Raw genomic sequence first — 17,435 nt, 5'->3', positions numbered from 1 at the left:
AGCGGCTCGGCGCGCCAGCGACGGGCCACGTGTCGGGATGGCCGGTCGCGGACAGGGCCTCACCGGCGCCACCCGCCGACGTCACCCGGGCAGCAGCACCTCGGCGGGCACGGGCCGGCCCAGGAGCCACCCCTGCGCGTAGTCGCAGCCGGCCTCGGCGAAGAAGTCGCGCTGCGCCTCCGTCTCCACGCCCTCCGCCACCGTCCGCACGCCCAGGTCGCGCGCCAGCGCGAGGATCGCCCGCACGACCGTCCGCGTGCGGGCCTCCCCGACGGTCGCGACGAACGACCGGTCGAGCTTGAGGACGTCGACGGGCAGGTGCCGCAGCCAGGCGAGGGCCGTGCTGCCGGCGCCGAAGTCGTCGAGCGCGATGGAGAAGCCGCTCGCCCGCTGGTGCGCCAGCCGCTCCCCCAGCGCCACCACGTCGCTGCCGAGCACGTCCTCGGACAGCTCGAGGGAGACGCCCCGCCGGTCCAGGCCGTGCGCCGCCGCGAGCCGCGACAGCTCGCTGCCGAGGTCGACGGAGGCCAGCTGCGAGGCCGCGAGGTTGACGTACACGTGCGGCGCGTGGCCGCAACGCCGCCAGGCCGCGGCCTGCGCGAAAGCGGCTTCGACCGCCCACGCGGCCACCTCCGGGAGCAGCCCGAGCTCGGCCGCCACCGGCAGGAACTCCCCGGCCGCGACCAGCCCCCGCACGGGGTGCTGCCACCGCAGCAGGGCCTCCGCCGCGACGGTGGCGCCGTCGGCCAGCCGCACGATGGGCTGCCAGTGCAGCGTCAGCTCGCCACGGTCCGCCGCCCGGCGCAGCTGGGTGCCGGTCTCCGTCCGGCGCTGGACCGGCTCGCCGAGCTCCGCGCTGTACACGTGGAAGCGCGCGCGGCCGCGGCGCTTGGCCTCGTACAGCGCGAGGTCCGCCTGCCCGAGCAGCTCCTCGGCACGGCTCGCCGCGAGCTCGTCGTCCGGACCGCCGTCGCCCTTCCCGGGCACCTTCCCGGGCACCTTCCCGGGCACCTTCCCGGGCACCGTCCCGGGCACCGCCCCCGTCGGCTCGCGCAGCGCGACACCGAGGGAGAGCGCGACCTCGACCGTCAGGGCACCCAGCCGGTACAGGCCCTGGACCGCCCCGACGACCTGCCCGGCCAGGGCCTCCACGTCGTCCGGCCCGTACCCCTCGGCGACGACGACCAGCTCGCCGCCCCCGAGCCGCGCCACCGCCAGACCCGGTCCTGTCAGCGCCGCGGACAGCCGGGCCGCCATGTCGACGAGGAGCAGGTCCCCCGCGGCGTGACCGTGGGTGTCGTTGACCTCCTTGAAGTCGTCGACGTCGAGCACGAGCAGGGCCAGCGGCGTGCCCGAGGCGTCGCAGCGGGCGACGGCGTCGCGCAGGGCCGCGGTGAACCAGCGCCGGTTCGGCAGGCCCGTGAGGTGGTCCGCGAGCGCCTGCTGCTGCAGCAGGGCCTCGACGTGCTGCCGACGGGCCTCGGCGTCGCGGACGTCGGTGAGGTCGCGCCACATGACGACGACCCGGTCGCGCACGGGGATCCGCAGCAGGACGCCCTGGCGCACCTCCACCCCGGGCTCGTCCCGGTCCGGCGGCAGCCGCAGGCCCGCCGCGTCGAGGCCGAGCGGGAAGTCCTCGGCTCGACCTCCCCGCGCTCGAGCACCTCCCGGTTGCGGCGCACGAAGTCCTCGGCGGGTCCGGCCTCGTACAGCTCGCGGATGGTGCGGCCGATGCAGGGACGGCCCGACAGCCGCTCGGTCAGCCCCGTGTCGGCCACGATGACGAAGTCGACGACCCGCCCCCGGACGTCGCGCACCGGGCGGACGACGGAGATGGACTCCCCGCGGGCGGACATCGCCTCGAGCATGACCCCCGTCAGCCCGGCGGGGTCCCCCGTCCACTCCGCGCTCGCGTCGTGCAGCAACGCGCCCACGGGCGCGCCGTCCCGCGGCGAGGGCAGTCCGTCCCCCATCCGTCCCCCTGACGAGAACGACCCGCCCGGGCGGGGCGGCCGTGTCGTGCCGCGCGCGTGCCTGCACGACGGCGACCCCCATCTTCGGGGCACGCGCGGCGCCGGGGCAGGTCTTCCGTCCCCCGGGGACGAGGTTCACCCTGCCGGGCGAGCCGTCCGGCGCTCGGGGACGGGGGCGTCGGCCGCGGCCCGGCGGGCGCGGGCCCACCGGCGGGCCTCGTCCTGCCGGCGGCCCTCGGCCCCCGTCGCGATCTCGGCGCGCAGGTGCTCGGGCCCGTAGCCGAAGGCGTCGACGAGGTCCTGCGCGTGCGGCCGCAGCCGCGCGAGCAGGCGGTCGACGTAGGAGGTGACGGTCCGGGCGCGCCCGGCGGACAGCCTCCCGTTGAGCAGGTACCAGGCCAGGTGCTGCTCGACGAGGCCGAGGCCGTACAGGTCGCGCAGCCAGACGAGCACCTGCCGCGTGCCCGGGTCGGTGGTGCGCTCGACGGCCGCCGTGAACGACTCCCAGCGGATGAGCTCCGCGTGCGCCCGCGCGGCCTCCACCAGCGCGTGCTGCTGGCCGTTGAACAGCGCCGCCGCGACCTCCGGAGATGCCTTGCGCGCCGGCCGGAGCGCCGTGGCGACCTCCGCGACCATCGTCTCGACGCGGTCGACGAGCAGCGCGCGCTGGGTGGCCGTGTCGCGGAGCTGGCCGGCGCTGCGGCGCGGGTCGCCGACGTCGGCGACCGTCTGCAGCGCGCGGTGCAGCGGGGTGCGGTACCGGGCGGCGTCCGCGGCGCGCTCCGCGACGAGGCGCGCGACCTTCGTCGCGTCGAGGTGCCGCAGCTCCTGCGCGTGGTCGGCCAGGAGCCGCTTCCCGACGAGCTGCAGGAGGACCGTGTTGTCCCCCTCGAAGGTCACGTAGACGTCGAGGTCCGCGCGCAGTCCGACGAGGCGGTTCGTCGCCAGGAAGCCGGCACCGCCGCACGCCTCCCGGCAGGTCTGCAGCGTCCGCAGCGCCGACCACGTCGAGGCGGCCTTCAGCGCGGCCGCCATGGTCTCGAGGTCCTCGCGGGACTCGGTGGTGTCGTTGCGTCCGGAGAAGACGTCGTCGAACGCGGCCAGCAGGTCCTCGTGGGCGAAGCCCGCCGCGTACGTCTCGGCGAGCAGGGGCAGCAGCCGACGCTGGTGCTCGGCGTAGTCGAGCAGGACGCCCTCGTCGCCCCCGGGCCCGGCGAACTGGCGGCGCTGGTTGCCGTACGTCACCGCGACGGCCAGGCCGGCGCGGGCGGCGGCGACGGCGGCCCCGTCGAGCGAGACGCGGCCCTGCACGAGCGTGCCGAGCATGGTGAAGAAGCGCCGGCCCGGGCTGGCGATCGGCGAGGAGTACGTGCCGTCGGGAGCGACCTGGCCGTAGCGGTCCAGGAGGTTCGTCCGCGGGACGCGGACGTGGTCGAACCAGAGCCGGCCGTTGTCGATGCCGTTGAGCCCACCCTTGAGCCCGTCGTCCTCCGAGCCGATGCCGGGCAGCAGCGCGTTCGTCCCCCGGTCCCGGATGGGCACGTAGACGGCGTGCACGCCGTGGTCGACGGGCTGCCCCCCGCGCGGAGCCGTGACCAGCCGCCCGAAGACGACGGCCGCCGTGCCGTGCACCGCCGCGTTGCCGAGGTAGTCCTTGCGCGCTGCGGGGAACGGCGTGTGCACGACGAGCTCGTCCGTGGCCGGGTCGAACGTGATCGTCGTGCCGATCGCCGAGACGTCCGACCCGTGCCCGGTCTCCGTCATGGCGAACACGCCCGGCACGTCCACCGACAGGGCGTCGGGCAGCCAGGCGTCGTGGTGGCGGTCGGTCCCCAGGTGCAGGATCGCCGAGGCGAACAGCCCCCACTGCACCCCGGCCTTGATCTGCAGCGACGGGTCCCCGACGACGAGCTCCTCGAAGCGGGCCAGCGAGCCGCCGTGGTCGTCGGCGCCGCCGAACCTCGTCGGGAAGGCGCGGTGCACGTCCCCCTCCGCCGCGAGCGCGCGGAGCTGCTCCAGGACGCGCGTGCGGTGCTCGGCCATGGGCAGGCCGGGCACGCCGTGGAACCGGTCCTGGGCCATGAGCGCACGGGCCTGGCGGCGCAGCTCGGGGTAGTGGCCGAGCAGCAGCCCGGCCAGCGCCGGGACGTCGACGGCGCTGTCGCGGTCGAGGCGGGGGTCGCCGGTGTCGGGCACGGTGCTGGGCACGGTGCTGGGCACGGTGCTGGGCACGGTGCCGGGTGCGGGTGCGGCCGGGGCGTGGGCGGCCGGCGCGCCGGCCGTGGGGCGGGGGGCGGTGGTGGTCACGGGGACTCCTCGTCGTCGTCGTCGTGGAGCGGGCAGGGTGGTGGCCTCGGTCAGGGCCGCAGGGGTCAGGTGGTCGAGGGAACGGCGGCGGGACGGGCGGGGGTCAGGGCGCCGGGGCCGGCCCAGAGCCAGCGGGCCAGGCGGTCGGCGAGCGCCGTGCGGTCGGGGCAGCCGGGGTCGGCGCGGTGGGCCATCCACCACTCGCCCGCACCGCGGACGTAGCCGACGACACCCGCGGCCCAGGCCTGCGCGGCCCAGCGGTCGGCCTCGTCGGGCTCGGCGCGGCCCTCGTCGTCGGCCGGGGCCAGCCGCGTGAACCGAGCGGCGACGAGCGCCGCGACGGACTGCTGGAAGTGCCCGAGCGGCCCGCCGAGCTCGACCGACCCTCCCCGGGTGACGAACGCGTACACGTTCGGGGACTGCTCGATGGTGTCGAGGTAGACCGCGATCATCGAGCGCAGCCCCTCGCGCGGGGAGGGCGCCAGGCGCAGCACGGCCTCGATCGCGCCCTCGATCTGCCCGACGACGAGCTCCCCGACCGCGATCTGCAGGCCGGTCTTGTCGTTGAAGTAGCGGTACACGATCGACTTGGAGGTGCCGGCGGCCGCGGCGATCTCCTCCATGGAGACGTCGGGCCCGCGCTTGTGCACGACGCGACGCGCTGCCCGGACCAGCTCCGCCCGGCGGGCCTCGCGGTGCTCGGCCCAGCGCGTCGTGCGGCCGTCGGGCTCGTCGAGGTCCGGCCCCGTCCCGGGGACCGCCCGCAGCACCACCTCGTCGTCGCGGCTCACGGGACCGACGGTATCAGGTACTGTCGGTCGTAGACAGACCGGCGGTCCGACGAGGGCCGCCGTGCAGCAGCACCCGCACAGCACCAGTTCCATGACCATCGACGACGATGCAGGAAGAGGCGCCATGTCCCCCTCCGCCACGATCGGCACCCCCGGCACCCGGGTCGGCGACAGCAGCGGCGGCGCCGGCACGCCGGGCGGCGCGCGGCCGGCCTACGTGCTCGGCGGCAACCGCGTGCCGTTCGCGCGGGCCTTCACGGCCTACGCGCGGTCCTCCAACCAGGACCTGCTGACCGCCGCGCTCGACGGGCTCGTCGCGCGGCACGGGCTGCAGGGCGAGCGCATCGGCGAGGTCGCGGCAGGTGCCGTGCTCAAGCACAGCCGGGACTTCAACCTCACGCGGGAGGCCGTCCTCGGCTCGGCCCTGGACCCGACGACACCGGCGTTCGACGTGCAGCAGGCGTGCGCCACGTCCCTGGAGACCGTCGTCGCCCTGTCCAACAAGATCCGGCTCGGCCAGCTCGAGTCGGCGATCGCCGGTGGCGTCGACACGACGTCGGACGCCCCCGTCGCCGTCGACGACCGGCTGCGGCGGACCCTCGTCGAGCTGCAGCGCGCCCGCACGCCGCAGGCACGGCTCAGGGCCCTCGCGCGGATCCGACCCGCGCACCTCGTCCCCGACGCCCCGAGCGCCTCCGAGCCGCGCACGGGTCTCTCGATGGGCGAGCACCAGGCGCTGACCACCGCGCAGTGGGGCATCAGCCGGAGCGCGCAGGACGAGGTCGCGGTCCGCAGCCACCAGCGCCTGGCCGCCGCGTGGGACGCCGGCTTCTTCGACGACCTCGTCACGCCGTACCGCGGGCTGACGCGCGACGGGAACCTGCGTGCCGACACGACCCTCGAGAAGCTGGCGGCGCTGAAGCCGGTGTTCGGCAAGGACCTGCCCGGCGAGGCCACGATGACGGCCGGCAACTCCACACCGCTGACCGATGGGGCCTCGACCGTGCTGCTCGGCAGCGCCGCGTGGGCGGCGGAGCACGGGCTGACCCCGTGGGCCGCGGTGGTCGACGCCGAGGTGGCCGCCGTGGACTTCGTGCACGGCGAGGACGGGCTGCTCATGGCGCCGGTGTTCGCGGTGCCGCGGCTGCTGGCCCGGAACGGGCTCACGCTGGACGACCTGGACCTCGTGGAGGTCCACGAGGCGTTCGCGGCGACGGTCGTGTGCACGCTGACGGCGTGGGAGTCCGACGCCTTCGGGCGCGAGCGGCTGGGGCTGGACGGCGCCTTCGGGTCGGTCAAGCCCGAGCGGCTCAACGTGCACGGCTCGTCGCTGGCGGCCGGGCACCCCTTCGCGGCCACGGGCGGGCGGATCGTCGCCACCGTGGCCAAGGAGCTGCACCTGCGCCGGCGCGCGCTGCTCGCGGACGGCGACGACCGCCCCGTGCGCGCGCTGGTGTCCGTCTGCGCCGCCGGCGGCCTCGGCCTGGCGGCCCTCCTCGAGGCGGCCTGACATGACCGACACCTACCTGCACCTCGTCAACCACGGGGCGACGAGGACCGTCGCGAAGAAGCTGGGCCTGCCGCGGCCCCCGGTCCTGCGGCGGTACGAGCCGGGGGCGCCGCTCGTCGCCGGGCCGGTGCTCGTCGCGGGGCGCGGCCCGGACGCCGACGCCGTCGCCCAGCACCTGGCCGGGCCGCCCGCCGAGGGCGGCTGGGACCTGGCGGTGCACCGGCACGCCGACGACGGCGTGCGGTACGCCGCCGTCGTCGCCGTGCTGACCGAGGTGGCGCGTCCGTCCGACCTCGCCGACCCCGCGCTCGTGGTGGGCGGCGTGCTGAAGGGCCTGCTGCCCGGCGGACGGGTCGTCACGCTGTCCCGGCCCGCCCTGCCCGACGACGGACCCGCGCTCGCCGCGGCCCGGCAGGGCGTGGACGGGTTCCTGCGGTCGCTGGCCAAGGAGCTGCGCGGCGGCGCGACGGGCAACGGCGTCGTCGTGGCGGCCGGCGTGCCGGTCACGGCGGCGTCCGTGCTGGCGACGCTGCGGTTCTTCCTCTCGGCGCGGTCGGCGTACGTGGACGGGCAGCTCCTCGAGGTCGACGCCGACGTGCCGGCGGGACCGGTCGTCGCCGACGAGGCACGGCCGCTGGAGGGCCGGGTCGTCGTCGTCACCGGCGCCGCGCAGGGCATCGGCCGCGCGATCGTCGAGACGCTGGTCCGTGACGGCGCCCGCGTCGTGGCCGTCGACGTCCCGGCGGCCGGGGAGAAGCTGGCCCGCGTCGCCAACGCCGTCCGCGGCACGGCGCTGCAGCTCGACGTGACCGCCGCCGACGCCGGCACCCGCATCCTCGAGCACGCCCTGGCCCGCCACGGCCGCCTGGACGTCATGGTGCACAACGCCGGGATCACCCGGGACAAGCTGCTCGCGAACATGGCGCCGGACCGATGGTCGTCGGTGCTGGCCGTCAACGTCGAGGCGCAGCTGCGCATCACCGAGGCCCTGCTCGAGTCCGGGGAGTTCGTCGACGCACCCCGCCTCGTCGCCCTCGCCTCCACCTCTGGCATCGCGGGCAACCGCGGCCAGACCAACTACGCGGCCTCCAAGGCCGGCGTCATCGGCATGGTCCGGGCCACGGCGCCCCTGCTGGCGCCCTTCGGCGGGACGGCCAACGCGGTGGCGCCCGGCTTCATCGAGACGGAGATGACGGCCCGCATCCCCCCGGTGACCCGCCAGGTCGCGCGGCGGCTGAGCACGCTGCAGCAGGGCGGGCTGCCCGTCGACGTGGCGGAGGCCGTCGCCTTCCTCGCGTCGCCCGCCGCGGGCGGGATCCAGGGGCGCACGCTGCGCGTCTGCGGGCAGAACCTGGTCGGCCGGTGACGACGAGCGCGCCCGTGGTCGGAGCGCGGGCCGCCCTGGTCGCACCGGCGCGGGAGGAGCACCTGCCGTCAGTCCCCGCGCTCGGCACGCTGTACCGGGCGGCACTCACGGGTGCAGCGCGGCGGGCACTCGGGCGTGGGCTGCCGACGAGGGGCCGGGCCGCGACGGGCAGCGCCCCCACCCTGCCCGAGGCCGCCCTGCCTGCCATCGCCCTGCGCGTGACCGACGTGCGCGCGGACGCCCGTCGGCTCACCGACTACCAGCACCTCGTCGGCGAACCCGCGTCGGACACGCTGCCCCCCGGATACGTGCACGTCCTGGCGTTCCCCGTGGCGATGGCCGTCATGGCGCGTCCGGACTTCCCGCTCCCCCTGCTCGGCCTGGTCCACCTCGCCAACCACGTCGAGCAGCGCCGCCCCCTGGACGTCGGGGACGCCCTGGACGTCCGCGCCTGGGCCCGGGACCTGCGGCCGCACCCCAAGGGCACGGCGGTCGACCTCGTCGCCGAGGTGTCGGTCGCCGGCGAGGTCGCCTGGACGGGCGTCTCGACGTACCTGGCCCGCGGCGGGCAGGGCATCGACCCCTCGGCCGGCGGCCACGGTCGAGACCCGGGCCCCGCGAGCGTCCCTCACGACCAGGCCCCCTCCCCCGACAGCACGGGCGACCCCGGTACCCGCACGGCCCTGTGGCGCCTGCCCGCCGACGAGGGCCGCCGCTACGCCGCCGTCTCCGGCGACGCCAACCCCATCCACCTCTCACGCGCGACGGCCCGCGCCCTGGGCCAGCCGCGAGCCATCGCGCACGGCATGGACACAGCCGCCCGCGCCCTGGCCCTCGTCGGCCGCGCCCGTGGTGCGGCCTTCACATGGGGCGCCGCCTTCGGCAGCCCCGTGCGGCTGCCGAGCACCGTCGCCGTGGCGGTGCGGCGGTCAGCCGACGGCGACGGCGGGGCCCAGGGGTGGGTGGTCGACGGACGGGACGCGAGGAGCGGTCGTCATCACGTGACGGTGCGCATCGTCCCGCAGGCATGACGCCGCGCGGCCGACGAGCGGCGGCCGCCCGGACCCGTCCCGCCCGACGAGCCGCACCCGTCAGGCTCCCTCCACGGGGTCGCGCCGCTCCTGGACCACCCGGTGCTGCACGCGCAGGAGACGGATCGCCGTCACGAGCACCACGCCACCCAGGACGTTGCCCAGCACCAGCCACCCGAGCCGGGCGAGCCAGTCGAGGTAGCCGAAGTCGGCGCCGACCTGCAGCGCGGCGAACATGAGCAGGGAGTCCAGGACGGAGTGGAAGAGCTGCGCGCCGGCCAGCAGCGCGCCGAACAGGATCGCCGGCACCACCTTCACGCCGATGCTCTCCGTCGCGTGCTGCATGCGCGTCATGAGCGTGATCACGGCGCCCGCCAGCACGGCCGAGCTGAAGGACGTCAGGTCCAGCGGCGCGGTCCCGATGTGCTCACCCGCCTCGAAGGCCGTCGCCCGGACCGTCGGCAGGGCGTGGACGATCAGCCACGTCATGACCCACCCGCCGACGAGGTTGAGGACCAGCGTCACGCCCCACAGCGCAGCAGCTGCCGCGGGCTGCCCCTGCGCGCGACGACCGCGATCACCGGCACGAGGAAGTTCTCGGTGAACAGCTCGCTGCGCGCCAGCAGGAGCGCGACGAACCCCACGGAGAACGCGAGCCCCGCCAGCAGGTGGTCGTCGGTCGCGGCGAGCACCACCAGGTACGCGAGCACGCCGGTCCCGATGTCGATCCCGCCGAGGATCCCCGTGCTGACCAGCGGCCACCAGGGCCGGGCCAACCTGTCCTCGCCCTCGTCGACGAGCCGGTCGAACGCGTCCTCGACCTCCGGCTCCGGCTCGGCGGGCGGGGCGGCGGGCGACTCGCGGGCATCGGTCATGTCTCAGGGAACGGCACGCCGGCCGCTGCCGCGAACGGGGGCGCCGTCAGAGGGGTCGACCGCCGCGGGCGGCCCGGTAGGGGCGCAGGCGGACGGCGGCCGCCCAGCCGTACGTCGTGACGCCGGCCGGTGGGTGCAGGACCGGATCCAGGCGGCGGGGGGTGTCGTGCGACTCCTCGTCCAGCGTCAACGCGCCCACGTCGTGCAGGGGCTGTGTGCCGACGGCGGCGCGCAGCGTCCAGCGGCCGGGAGCGCCCTCCGGCGCGGCGAACAGCACGAGCGGCCCGAGCCGGGACCGGTACGGCATGAGCGACCCGAGGGTGCCCTCGACCCCCGGCCGGCGCAGCGTCAGCACGAACCGGGACAGCGGCCCCGTGCCGGTCGAGGCCAGGAGCACGTCGTGCGGTGCGTCGGCCGGTCCCCACCGCAGGGCGAGGCCGTCCACGTCGGGCAGCGGCGCCGGCAGCCCGACGGACCGCGAGCGCCGGGCGACCACCGCGAGCTCGTGACCCGGGACGCCCAGCCCTGCCACGGCCGCGCCCGGCCCCCACCGCAGGGTGCCGTGCAGCGCCCTGCCGACGGGGTGCAGCGGCCGCCGGCGCCCGAGCGCGCGGACGGCGGCCGAGAGCAGGCCCAGCCCTGCGCCGACGACGGTCGCGACGCCCGTCGCCACCCGGGCGGCGGGCGTCGCGTCGTCGGGAGCGCCCACGGTCAGAGCGCGACCGTCGCGTTCTCGCCGCCGTCGTAGCGCTCACCCGTGAGCTTGCTCTTGGCGAGGCTGAGCGCGGTGGCGATGCGGCCGCCGGGGCTGTCCCAGTACTCCGCCGTCTGCCCGTGCACCACGACGATGACGAGGTTCGGCGTCTCGGGGCCGTCGGGGTACCACGCCTCGGCGGACGGGCCCCACAGCTCCTTGGCCTTCGCGGTGTCGCGCACGACCTCGGCGGAGCCGGAGATGGACAGCCACGACGTGGCGTTCGAGAACGAGGCGTTGGCCGGGCTGCCGGCCTGGATCTCGTGCACCTTGTGGCTGTCGGCGTCGGCGAAGAAGTACAGGTCGCCGTCGAACTCCACGTCCTGCACGGCCATGGGCCGGCTGACGAGCGCGCCGCCCTCCCCGACCGTGGTCAGCATCGCGAACCTGCTGTCCTTGACGAGCTCGACGACCTTCTCGCGCGGGCTGTCGCCCATGGTGCTGCCCCTCTCCTCGGGAATCGGTCGCCTCCACGCTAGGGAGGGCCACCGACATCCGCTCGACGAGCCCGTCGCCACGGACGTGGCGTCCTCAGCGGACGAAGGGCCCAGGGGTTGCGCCGGCGCCGCACGTACCGTCCCTGCCATGGGGACGACGCTGCTGCTGGCGATGCTGCTCGGTGCCGCGGGAGGGACCGCGGCGGCCGCGCTGCGCCGGCGGCTGGCGGGTGCGGCCCGGCCGGCCGCCGACCTCGCGGTGGTGCTGCTCCTCGTCGCCGCGGCGTGGACGCTGTCCGGCGGCGGGTCGGCCGACGGCGTCGTGCCGGCGTTCCTGCTGGTCTACCTCGCGGCGACGACCGTCGGGGACGCCTGCACGGCGGGCCTCCTGCCGCGCCGGCCGCACGTGCGGCGCCTCGTCGGCCACGGTCGCTGACGGATCGCTGACGGGTCGCTGACGGGTCGCCGAGGACACGACGACGGCGGGTCCGAGGGGGGCCGATGAGTCCTCGTCGTCGCGACGGTCAGTCGGTGGGCAGGGTCCCCGGACCCCGTGTCGGTGGGGTGGTCTAGCGTCCCCGTCGACCGCCCGACGAGAGGCCGCCGTGACCACGCCGCACGTCCCCCAGCACGACACCGACGTCATCCGCATCCGCGGCGCCCGCGAGAACAACCTGCGCGCCGTCGACCTCGACCTGCCCAAGCGCCGCATCACCGTGTTCACCGGCGTCTCCGGGTCCGGCAAGTCCTCGCTCGCGTTCGACACGGTCGCCGCCGAGTCGCAGCGGCTCCTCAACGAGACGCACACCGCGTTCATCCAGAACTTCCTGCCGCAGTCCCGCCAGCCCGAGGCGGACTCGCTCACGGGCCTCACCGCCTCGATCGTGGTCGACCAGCAGCCCATGGGCGGCTCGTCGCGGTCGACCGTGGGCACGGCCACCGACACCTACGCGTGGCTGCGCCGCATCTACGCGCGGCTCGGCACGCCGAACCTCGGCACGCCGATCGCCTTCTCCTTCAACGACCCTCGCGGCATGTGCCCGGTGTGCGAGGGCATCGGCACGGTCGCCGCGATCGACGAGGACGTCCTCCTGCGGCCCGACCTGAGCCTGCGCGAGGGGGCCATCGACTTCCCCGGCTTCGCGCCGGACTCCTGGCTCTGGAAGATCTTCGCGGAGTCGGGCTGGTTCGACGTCGACGCCAAGGTGCGCGACTGGACGCCCGAGCAGCGGCGGCTGCTGCTGTGGGGCCCGGAGGAGTCGACGACCCCCGGCTCCCGGGCCCGCAGCAAGGTGAAGGCCGAGAAGATCGACGTCGGCGGCATGTCCCTGTCCTACGAGGCGCTGATCCCCCGCCTCCGGCGCAGCGCGCTGAGCAAGAACCCCGAGCAGCTCCAGTCCCACATCCGCACCGCGGTCGAGCGCATCTCCACGCGCGGGGTGTGCACGGAGTGCGAGGGCACCCGGCTCAACGCGGCCGCGCGCGGCAGCCTCGTCGCGGGGCGCTCCATCGGCTGGTGCGCGGACGCGGAGGTGTCCGAGCTCGCCGCCTGGGTGCGCGGCGTCGACGCCCCCGAGCACCGGCCGCTGCTCGACGACCTCGGGGACCGCCTCGACGACCTCGTCCGCATCGGGCTGGGCTACCTCAGCCTCAGCCGGCCCAGTGCGACGCTGTCGGGCGGGGAGTCGCAGCGCGTGAAGATGGTCCGGCACCTGGGCTCGGCCCTCACCGACCTCACCTACGTGTTCGACGAGCCGAGCGTGGGCCTGCACCCGCACGACATCCACCGCATGAACGAGCTGCTCGTGGCGCTGCGCGACAAGGGCAACACGGTCCTCGTCGTCGAGCACAAGCCCGAGGTCATGGCCATCGCCGACCACGTGGTCGACGTGGGGCCCGGCGCGGGAACGGCCGGCGGCACGGTCGTCTACGAGGGGGACCTCGAGGGGCTCCGGGCCTCGGGCACGCTCACGGGACGGCACCTGACCTCCCTGCAGCCGCTCAAGCGCGACGTCCGCGTCCCCACGGGCACCCTGCGCATCGAGCACGCGCGGACGCACAACCTGCGCGACGTGACGGTGGAGATCCCGCTCGGCGTGCTCACCGTCGTCACGGGTGTGGCCGGCTCGGGCAAGAGCTCGCTCATCCGGGCCGAGCTGCCGCGCCGGTACCCGGACGTGGTGGTCGTGGACCAGGCGACGACCCGCGGCTCCCGCCGGTCCAACTCCGCGACCTACACCGGGATGCTCCAGCACATCCGGAAGGCGTTCGGCAAGGCCAACGGCGTGAAGCCGGCGCTGTTCTCCGCCAACTCCGAGGGCGCCTGCCCCGAGTGCGGCGGCCTGGGCGTCATCTACACCGACCTGGGCAACCTCGAGCCGATGACGTCGCCGTGCGAGGTCTGCGGAGGCCGCCGGTACACCGAGGAGGTCCTCGGCTACACGCTGCGCGGCCGGTCGATCGCGGACGTCCTGGAGATGTCCGTCGTCGAGGCGCGGGCGTTCTTCACGGAGCGGTCGGAGAAGCCGGTGGCCACGCAGCTCGCGGCGATGGAGGACGTGGGCATCGGCTACCTGACGCTCGGGCAGCCGCTGTCGACGCTGTCCGGCGGCGAGCGGCAGCGGCTCAAGCTCGCGATCGAGCTCGGCTCACCGGCGTCGGTCTACGTCCTCGACGAGCCGACCACCGGCCTGCACATGTCCGACGTGGACCGGCTCATCACGCTGCTCGACCGCTTCGTCGACGCGGGGTCGACCGTCATCGTCATCGAGCACAACCTCGACGTCGTCTCACGCGCCGACCACGTGGTCGACCTGGGGCCGGGCGCCGGGACCGCGGGCGGGCAGGTCGTGCACGCGGGACCGCCGGCGGACCTGGTGGGCGTCGAGGGCTCCCTCACCGGGCGCTACCTCGCCGCCCGTCACGGCCTGGGGTGACCGTCGCCCGTCAGCCCGAGCCGCCGCTCCAGCGCGGTCCGGGCCGCCGGCCACTCGTCGGGCAGGAGGGAGAAGTACGCCGTGTCGGCGCGGGCACCGGTCGGGTCGACGCGGTGCGAGCGCAGCACGCCCTCCGGTCGGGCGCCGAGCCGCCGGATCGCCGCGATCGAGCGGGCGTTGCGGGCGTCGGCACGCAGCGCCACCCGCTGCATGCCCATGACCTCGAAGGCGTGCCGCAGGAGCAGGAGCTTGCACGCGGGGTTCGTGCGGCCGCCCCACCACGCGCGACCGTAGAAGGTCGACCCGATCTCGAGGCGGCGGGCGTGCTCGTCCACGTCGTAGAACGACGTGGAACCGCGCACCTCCCCCTGGTCCCCGACGACGGCGAAGGCCAGACGACCGGGCGCGCGGTGGGCGGCGGCCACCCAGGCCGCCATGTCGTCGGCGCTCCGCGGCACCGGCGTGCTCATGCCCGCCCACAGCGCGTCGTCGACGAGTGCCACCAACGGGCCGGCGTGGTCCTCCTCCAGCGGGACGAGGCGCAGGCCGGGACCGGTGAGGACGAGGTCGTGCCGCATACCGCGATCCTGCCAGCGCCCGCCACCGTCACCGTCGTGGCACCCCCGTGGCACCCTCGTGGCACCCCCGTGGCACCCCTGTGACGGGCGGGACCGTGCCAGGCTGGTCGGCGTGAGCGCGCGCCTCGTCCCCGACGACCTGCTCGACGACGAGAGCTTCGTGGACGAGGACCTGAGCGGCGAGGACGCCTCCGGGGCGCGCTGGCTCGACGTCACGCTGACCGGCTGCACGCTCGACGAGCTGGTCCTCGACAGCGCGGACCTCGCCGCGTGCCGCATCACCCGCTCCCACGCCACGGCGCTGCACGCGAGGGACGGCGGGTGGCGGGACACCGTCTGGGAGGGCTCGCGGCTGGGGGCGCTGACCGCGCACGGGTCCCGGTGGGACCGGGTGACGCTGCGCGGGTGCCGACTGGGCTTCGTCAACCTGCGGGACGCCCGGCTGGAGGCGGTGCGGCTCGAGGGGTGCCAGGTCGACGACCTCGACCTCGCCGGGGCGCAGACGTCCCGGCTGACCCTCGTCGACTGCCGCGTGCGGCGCCTCGACCTCAACCGGGCGTCACTGGCCGGGGCCGACCTCACGGGGCTGGACGTGGCCGCGCTCGAGCGGCTCGACGGCGTCGCCGGGCTGCGCGGTGCGACCCTGGCGCACGACGGCCTGCTGACCCTGGCCCCGCTGCTCGCCGAGCACCTCGGCATCCGGCTCGCCTGACCGCGGGGGTCCCTGCGGCCCGGAGGTCAGGCCGCCAGCAACCGGCGCGCCGACGGGGTGAGGGCGAGCACGACGTCGTCCGCGCCGGTCGCGGCCACGCGGGCGGCGACCTCGTCGCGCAGGCGCGACGGCGTCGTCACCAGCCAGGCCGCCGAGCGCGCCCAGCCGACGCCGACCATGGCGTCGGTCGTGCCGTGCAGGGCGCGGGCACGGGCGATGCGCTCGTCGGCGGCCGGCCCGTCGGGCACGAGCACGACGGGCAGCCGGAGCAGGAGACGGGGCAGGAGTCGGGGCGCGGTGCCGCGCAGCGCCTCGGCCCGACGCGCGAGGGCGGCGTCGTCGGGCACGTCCGGGCCGTGCTCGAGCACGACGGCGGGCGCGGACGTCCGGGCGACGGACGCGACCGGGAGGGACGGGGCGGCAGGACGGGACGCGAGCAGGAGCTCAGCCATCGGGGGTGTTCCTCGCTGGACCGGGGGTGCGCGCGAGGGCCGTCGGTGGCCGCGGGCGCGCGGGGGTGTCAGCTCAGCGACAACACACCCGGGTCAGCAGCACGGGACGAGCGTACCCACGCGCCGCCGCGCCGACCAGGCCCAGGTCCCGGGTCCAGGTCCCGACTCACACCGTCGCAGCAGTCCCGCCCGTCAGCCGCTTGGCGAAGCACCGCGACATCGGGTGACCCGCGTGCTCGCCGTAGGGCGTGATCGCGGTCCAGCCGGTCGCCGCGTACAGCGCCAGCAACTCCGGCTGCCGCGTGCCGGTCTCCAGCACCAGCCGGTGCAGGCCGCGCGCGGCGGCCCCCGCCTCCGCCGCCGCCAGGAGCAGCCGGGACAGCCCGCGCCGCCGGTGGTCCGGGCGGACGTAGAGGCGCTTCAGCTCGCCCGTCCCCGGACCGTGCTCGGCGGAGACGTCGCGCACGGCGACGCACCCCACCGGCTCCCCGGCGACGAGCAGGCGCAGCGTCAGCAGCACCGCCTCGCCGGCCACGGCCGGGTCCGCGCCGCCGTAGCGGGCGGCCAGCTCGGCCTCCTGCTCGGCCCGCAGGTGCGCCGTCGCCGGGTCGTCCCAGGGGACCTCCTCGACGAGGACGTCGGCGGCTGCACCCGTCCTCCGGCCAGCACCCGCACCGGTGCTCGTCGTGCTCGTCGTCACCTCAGCCGACGAGCGCGTGCAGGACGGACGTGAAGAACCCGAGCCCGTCGGTGCCGGTCCGCGGGCCGCGGGGCCCGTCCGGCCCGAAGCCGGCCTCCACCGCGTGCTCGGGGTGCGGCATGAGCCCGACGACGTTGCCGGCGACGTTGCTGATCCCCGCGATGCCGCGGCGCGAGCCGTTGGGGTTGACGCCCTCGTAGCGGAACACGACGCGGCCCTCGCCCTCGAGCTCGTCGAGCGTGCGCTCGTCGGCGACGTACTGGCCGTCCTGGTTCTTCAGCGGCACGGTGATGTGCTGGCCGTCGGCGAAGTCCCGCGTCCAGGCGGTCGACGCGTTCTCCACCACGAGCTCCTGCTCGCGGCACACGAAGTGCAGGTGATCGTTCTTCACCATCGACCCGGGCAGCAGGTGCGCCTCGGTGAGGACCTGGAAGCCGTTGCAGATGCCGAGCACCGGCAGGCCCTTGCCGGCCGCGTCGACGACCTCGCCCATGACGGGCGCGAACCGGCTGATCGCCCCGGCCCGCAGGTAGTCCCCGTAGGAGAACCCGCCCGGCAGCACGACCGCGTCGACCCCGTGCAGGTCGGCGTCGGCGTGCCACAGCGCGACCGGCTCGCCGCCGGCCAGGCGGACCGCGCGCGCGGCGTCGCGGTCGTCGAGCGTGCCGGGGAAGGTGACGACCCCGATGCGGGTGGCCATCAGGCCAGCCCGGCGGAGGCGGTGGTCGCGGCGGCGTCCGCCTCGATGTCGGCGACCCGCACGACGTCCTCGATGACGGGGTTGCTCAGCACCTGCTCGGCGGCGCGCGCGGCGGCGTCGAGCACCTCGGCGGTCACCGGGCCCTCGACCTCGAGCTCGAACCGCTTGCCCTGGCGCACGGAGGTGAACTGCCCGAAGCCGAGGCGCGGCAGGGCGTTGGCGACGGCCTTGCCCTGCGGGTCGAGGATCTCCGGCTTCGGCATGACGTCGACGACGACTCGTCCCACGGGTGAGCTCCCTGCTGCGCGGCGGG

16 protein-coding genes and 1 pseudogene are annotated in these 17,435 nt (G+C 75.9%); 6 read left to right on the top strand and 11 right to left on the bottom strand.

Features of this window, described 5'->3' with window-relative positions; translation table 11 throughout:
• Positions 1 to 81: 81 nt before the first annotated feature.
• The 3 genes from BM048_RS11115 to BM048_RS11105 all read right to left on the bottom strand — a co-directional run bounded on the left by BM048_RS11115 (position 82) and on the right by BM048_RS11105 (position 5,071).
• Positions 82 to 1,572, bottom strand: coding sequence for a putative bifunctional diguanylate cyclase/phosphodiesterase (locus tag BM048_RS11115; RefSeq protein WP_175499512.1), 1,491 nt, complete (start codon positions 1,570 to 1,572; stop codon positions 82 to 84).
• Positions 1,573 to 2,108: 536 nt separating this feature from the next.
• Positions 2,109 to 4,280 carry an acyl-CoA dehydrogenase family protein gene (locus tag BM048_RS11110; RefSeq protein WP_373308394.1) on the bottom strand — a complete coding sequence of 724 codons (2,172 nt, stop codon included), beginning with the start codon at positions 4,278 to 4,280 and terminating at the stop codon, positions 2,109 to 2,111.
• Positions 4,281 to 4,345: 65 nt separating this feature from the next.
• Complete coding sequence (locus BM048_RS11105; protein WP_239078672.1) at positions 4,346 to 5,071, bottom strand: TetR/AcrR family transcriptional regulator; 726 nt, start codon at positions 5,069 to 5,071, stop codon at positions 4,346 to 4,348.
• A 124-nt stretch (positions 5,072 to 5,195) separates the two neighbouring features.
• Between BM048_RS11105 and BM048_RS11100 the strand changes: the two genes are divergently transcribed.
• From BM048_RS11100 to BM048_RS18955, 3 genes are read left to right on the top strand one after another with little or no spacing between them, the layout of a single operon-like run.
• Positions 5,196 to 6,581, top strand: coding sequence for an acetyl-CoA C-acetyltransferase (locus tag BM048_RS11100; protein ID WP_090033123.1), 1,386 nt, complete (start codon positions 5,196 to 5,198; stop codon positions 6,579 to 6,581).
• A 1-nt stretch (position 6,582) separates the two neighbouring features.
• Positions 6,583 to 7,947 carry a 3-oxoacyl-ACP reductase gene (locus tag BM048_RS11095; protein ID WP_090033121.1) on the top strand — a complete coding sequence of 455 codons (1,365 nt, stop codon included), beginning with the start codon at positions 6,583 to 6,585 and terminating at the stop codon, positions 7,945 to 7,947.
• Positions 7,948 to 7,961: 14 nt separating this feature from the next.
• Complete coding sequence (locus BM048_RS18955; protein WP_275407326.1) at positions 7,962 to 8,978, top strand: MaoC/PaaZ C-terminal domain-containing protein; 1,017 nt, start codon at positions 7,962 to 7,964, stop codon at positions 8,976 to 8,978.
• A 60-nt stretch (positions 8,979 to 9,038) separates the two neighbouring features.
• Here the strand turns inward: BM048_RS18955 and BM048_RS11085 are convergent.
• From BM048_RS11085 to BM048_RS11075, 3 genes and pseudogenes are all read right to left on the bottom strand, one after another.
• Positions 9,039 to 9,853, bottom strand: a pseudogene (locus BM048_RS11085) (formate/nitrite transporter family protein).
• A gap of 46 nt (positions 9,854 to 9,899) precedes the next feature.
• Complete coding sequence (locus tag BM048_RS11080; protein WP_175499511.1) at positions 9,900 to 10,562, bottom strand: hypothetical protein; 663 nt, start codon at positions 10,560 to 10,562, stop codon at positions 9,900 to 9,902.
• Between the two features lie 2 nt (positions 10,563 to 10,564).
• Entirely contained in the window at positions 10,565 to 11,044 is a 480-nt protein-coding gene (locus BM048_RS11075; protein WP_090033120.1) for a pyridoxamine 5'-phosphate oxidase family protein, read from the bottom strand.
• Positions 11,045 to 11,192: 148 nt separating this feature from the next.
• Here BM048_RS11075 and BM048_RS11070 point away from each other — a divergent pair, with 148 nt between their 5' ends.
• Positions 11,193 to 11,480 (top strand): hypothetical protein, encoded by a 288-nt coding sequence (locus BM048_RS11070; RefSeq protein ID WP_090033119.1) that lies wholly within the window; start codon positions 11,193 to 11,195, stop codon positions 11,478 to 11,480.
• 169 nt (positions 11,481 to 11,649) lie between these two features.
• Entirely contained in the window at positions 11,650 to 13,980 is a 2,331-nt protein-coding gene (locus BM048_RS11065) for an ATP-binding cassette domain-containing protein (RefSeq protein WP_090033117.1), read from the top strand.
• On the opposite strand, the gene BM048_RS11060 is transcribed toward BM048_RS11065, so the two are convergent.
• Positions 13,965 to 14,558, bottom strand: coding sequence for a GNAT family N-acetyltransferase (locus tag BM048_RS11060; RefSeq protein ID WP_090033116.1), 594 nt, complete (start codon positions 14,556 to 14,558; stop codon positions 13,965 to 13,967). The two genes, BM048_RS11065 and BM048_RS11060, sit on opposite strands and share 16 nt — an antisense overlap.
• A gap of 112 nt (positions 14,559 to 14,670) precedes the next feature.
• Between BM048_RS11060 and BM048_RS11055 the strand changes: the two genes are divergently transcribed.
• A complete protein-coding gene (locus tag BM048_RS11055) occupies positions 14,671 to 15,270 on the top strand; it encodes a pentapeptide repeat-containing protein (RefSeq protein WP_090033114.1) in 600 nt (199 codons plus the stop codon).
• 26 nt (positions 15,271 to 15,296) lie between these two features.
• On the opposite strand, the gene BM048_RS11050 is transcribed toward BM048_RS11055, so the two are convergent.
• From BM048_RS11050 to purS, 4 genes are all read right to left on the bottom strand, one after another.
• Complete coding sequence (locus tag BM048_RS11050) at positions 15,297 to 15,722, bottom strand: hypothetical protein (protein WP_090033112.1); 426 nt, start codon at positions 15,720 to 15,722, stop codon at positions 15,297 to 15,299.
• Positions 15,723 to 15,888: 166 nt separating this feature from the next.
• The gene (locus tag BM048_RS11045) at positions 15,889 to 16,422 is read right to left on the bottom strand and encodes a GNAT family N-acetyltransferase (RefSeq protein ID WP_090033111.1); all 534 of its coding nucleotides are present in this window, start codon (positions 16,420 to 16,422) and stop codon (positions 15,889 to 15,891) included.
• Position 16,423: 1 nt separating this feature from the next.
• On the bottom strand, positions 16,424 to 17,122 hold the full coding sequence (gene purQ, locus BM048_RS11040) for a phosphoribosylformylglycinamidine synthase subunit PurQ (protein WP_090033110.1): 699 nt from the start codon (positions 17,120 to 17,122) through the stop codon (positions 16,424 to 16,426).
• Entirely contained in the window at positions 17,122 to 17,409 is a 288-nt protein-coding gene (gene purS / locus BM048_RS11035) for a phosphoribosylformylglycinamidine synthase subunit PurS (RefSeq protein ID WP_090033108.1), read from the bottom strand. The genes purQ and purS overlap by 1 nt, the downstream gene beginning before the upstream one ends.
• Between the last annotated feature and the right edge of the window lie 26 nt (positions 17,410 to 17,435).

This window comes from Cellulomonas marina, from assembly GCF_900111925.1.
GTDB classification, from domain to species: domain Bacteria; phylum Actinomycetota; class Actinomycetes; order Actinomycetales; family Cellulomonadaceae; genus Cellulomonas; species Cellulomonas marina.
This window is presented reverse-complemented; position numbering and strand designations above follow the sequence as displayed.

Coding starts and splice junctions, on each gene's coding strand:
- BM048_RS11100 (WP_090033123.1), top strand. CDS start 5,196: ATGTCCCCCTCCGCCACGATCGGCACCCCCGGCACCCGGGTCGGCGAC.
- BM048_RS11095 (WP_090033121.1), top strand. CDS start 6,583: ATGACCGACACCTACCTGCACCTCGTCAACCACGGGGCGACGAGGACC.
- BM048_RS11075 (WP_090033120.1), bottom strand. CDS start 11,044: ATGGGCGACAGCCCGCGCGAGAAGGTCGTCGAGCTCGTCAAGGACAGC.
- BM048_RS11070 (WP_090033119.1), top strand. CDS start 11,193: ATGGGGACGACGCTGCTGCTGGCGATGCTGCTCGGTGCCGCGGGAGGG.
- BM048_RS11060 (WP_090033116.1), bottom strand. CDS start 14,558: ATGCGGCACGACCTCGTCCTCACCGGTCCCGGCCTGCGCCTCGTCCCG.
- BM048_RS11050 (WP_090033112.1), bottom strand. CDS start 15,722: ATGGCTGAGCTCCTGCTCGCGTCCCGTCCTGCCGCCCCGTCCCTCCCG.
- purQ (WP_090033110.1), bottom strand. CDS start 17,122: ATGGCCACCCGCATCGGGGTCGTCACCTTCCCCGGCACGCTCGACGAC.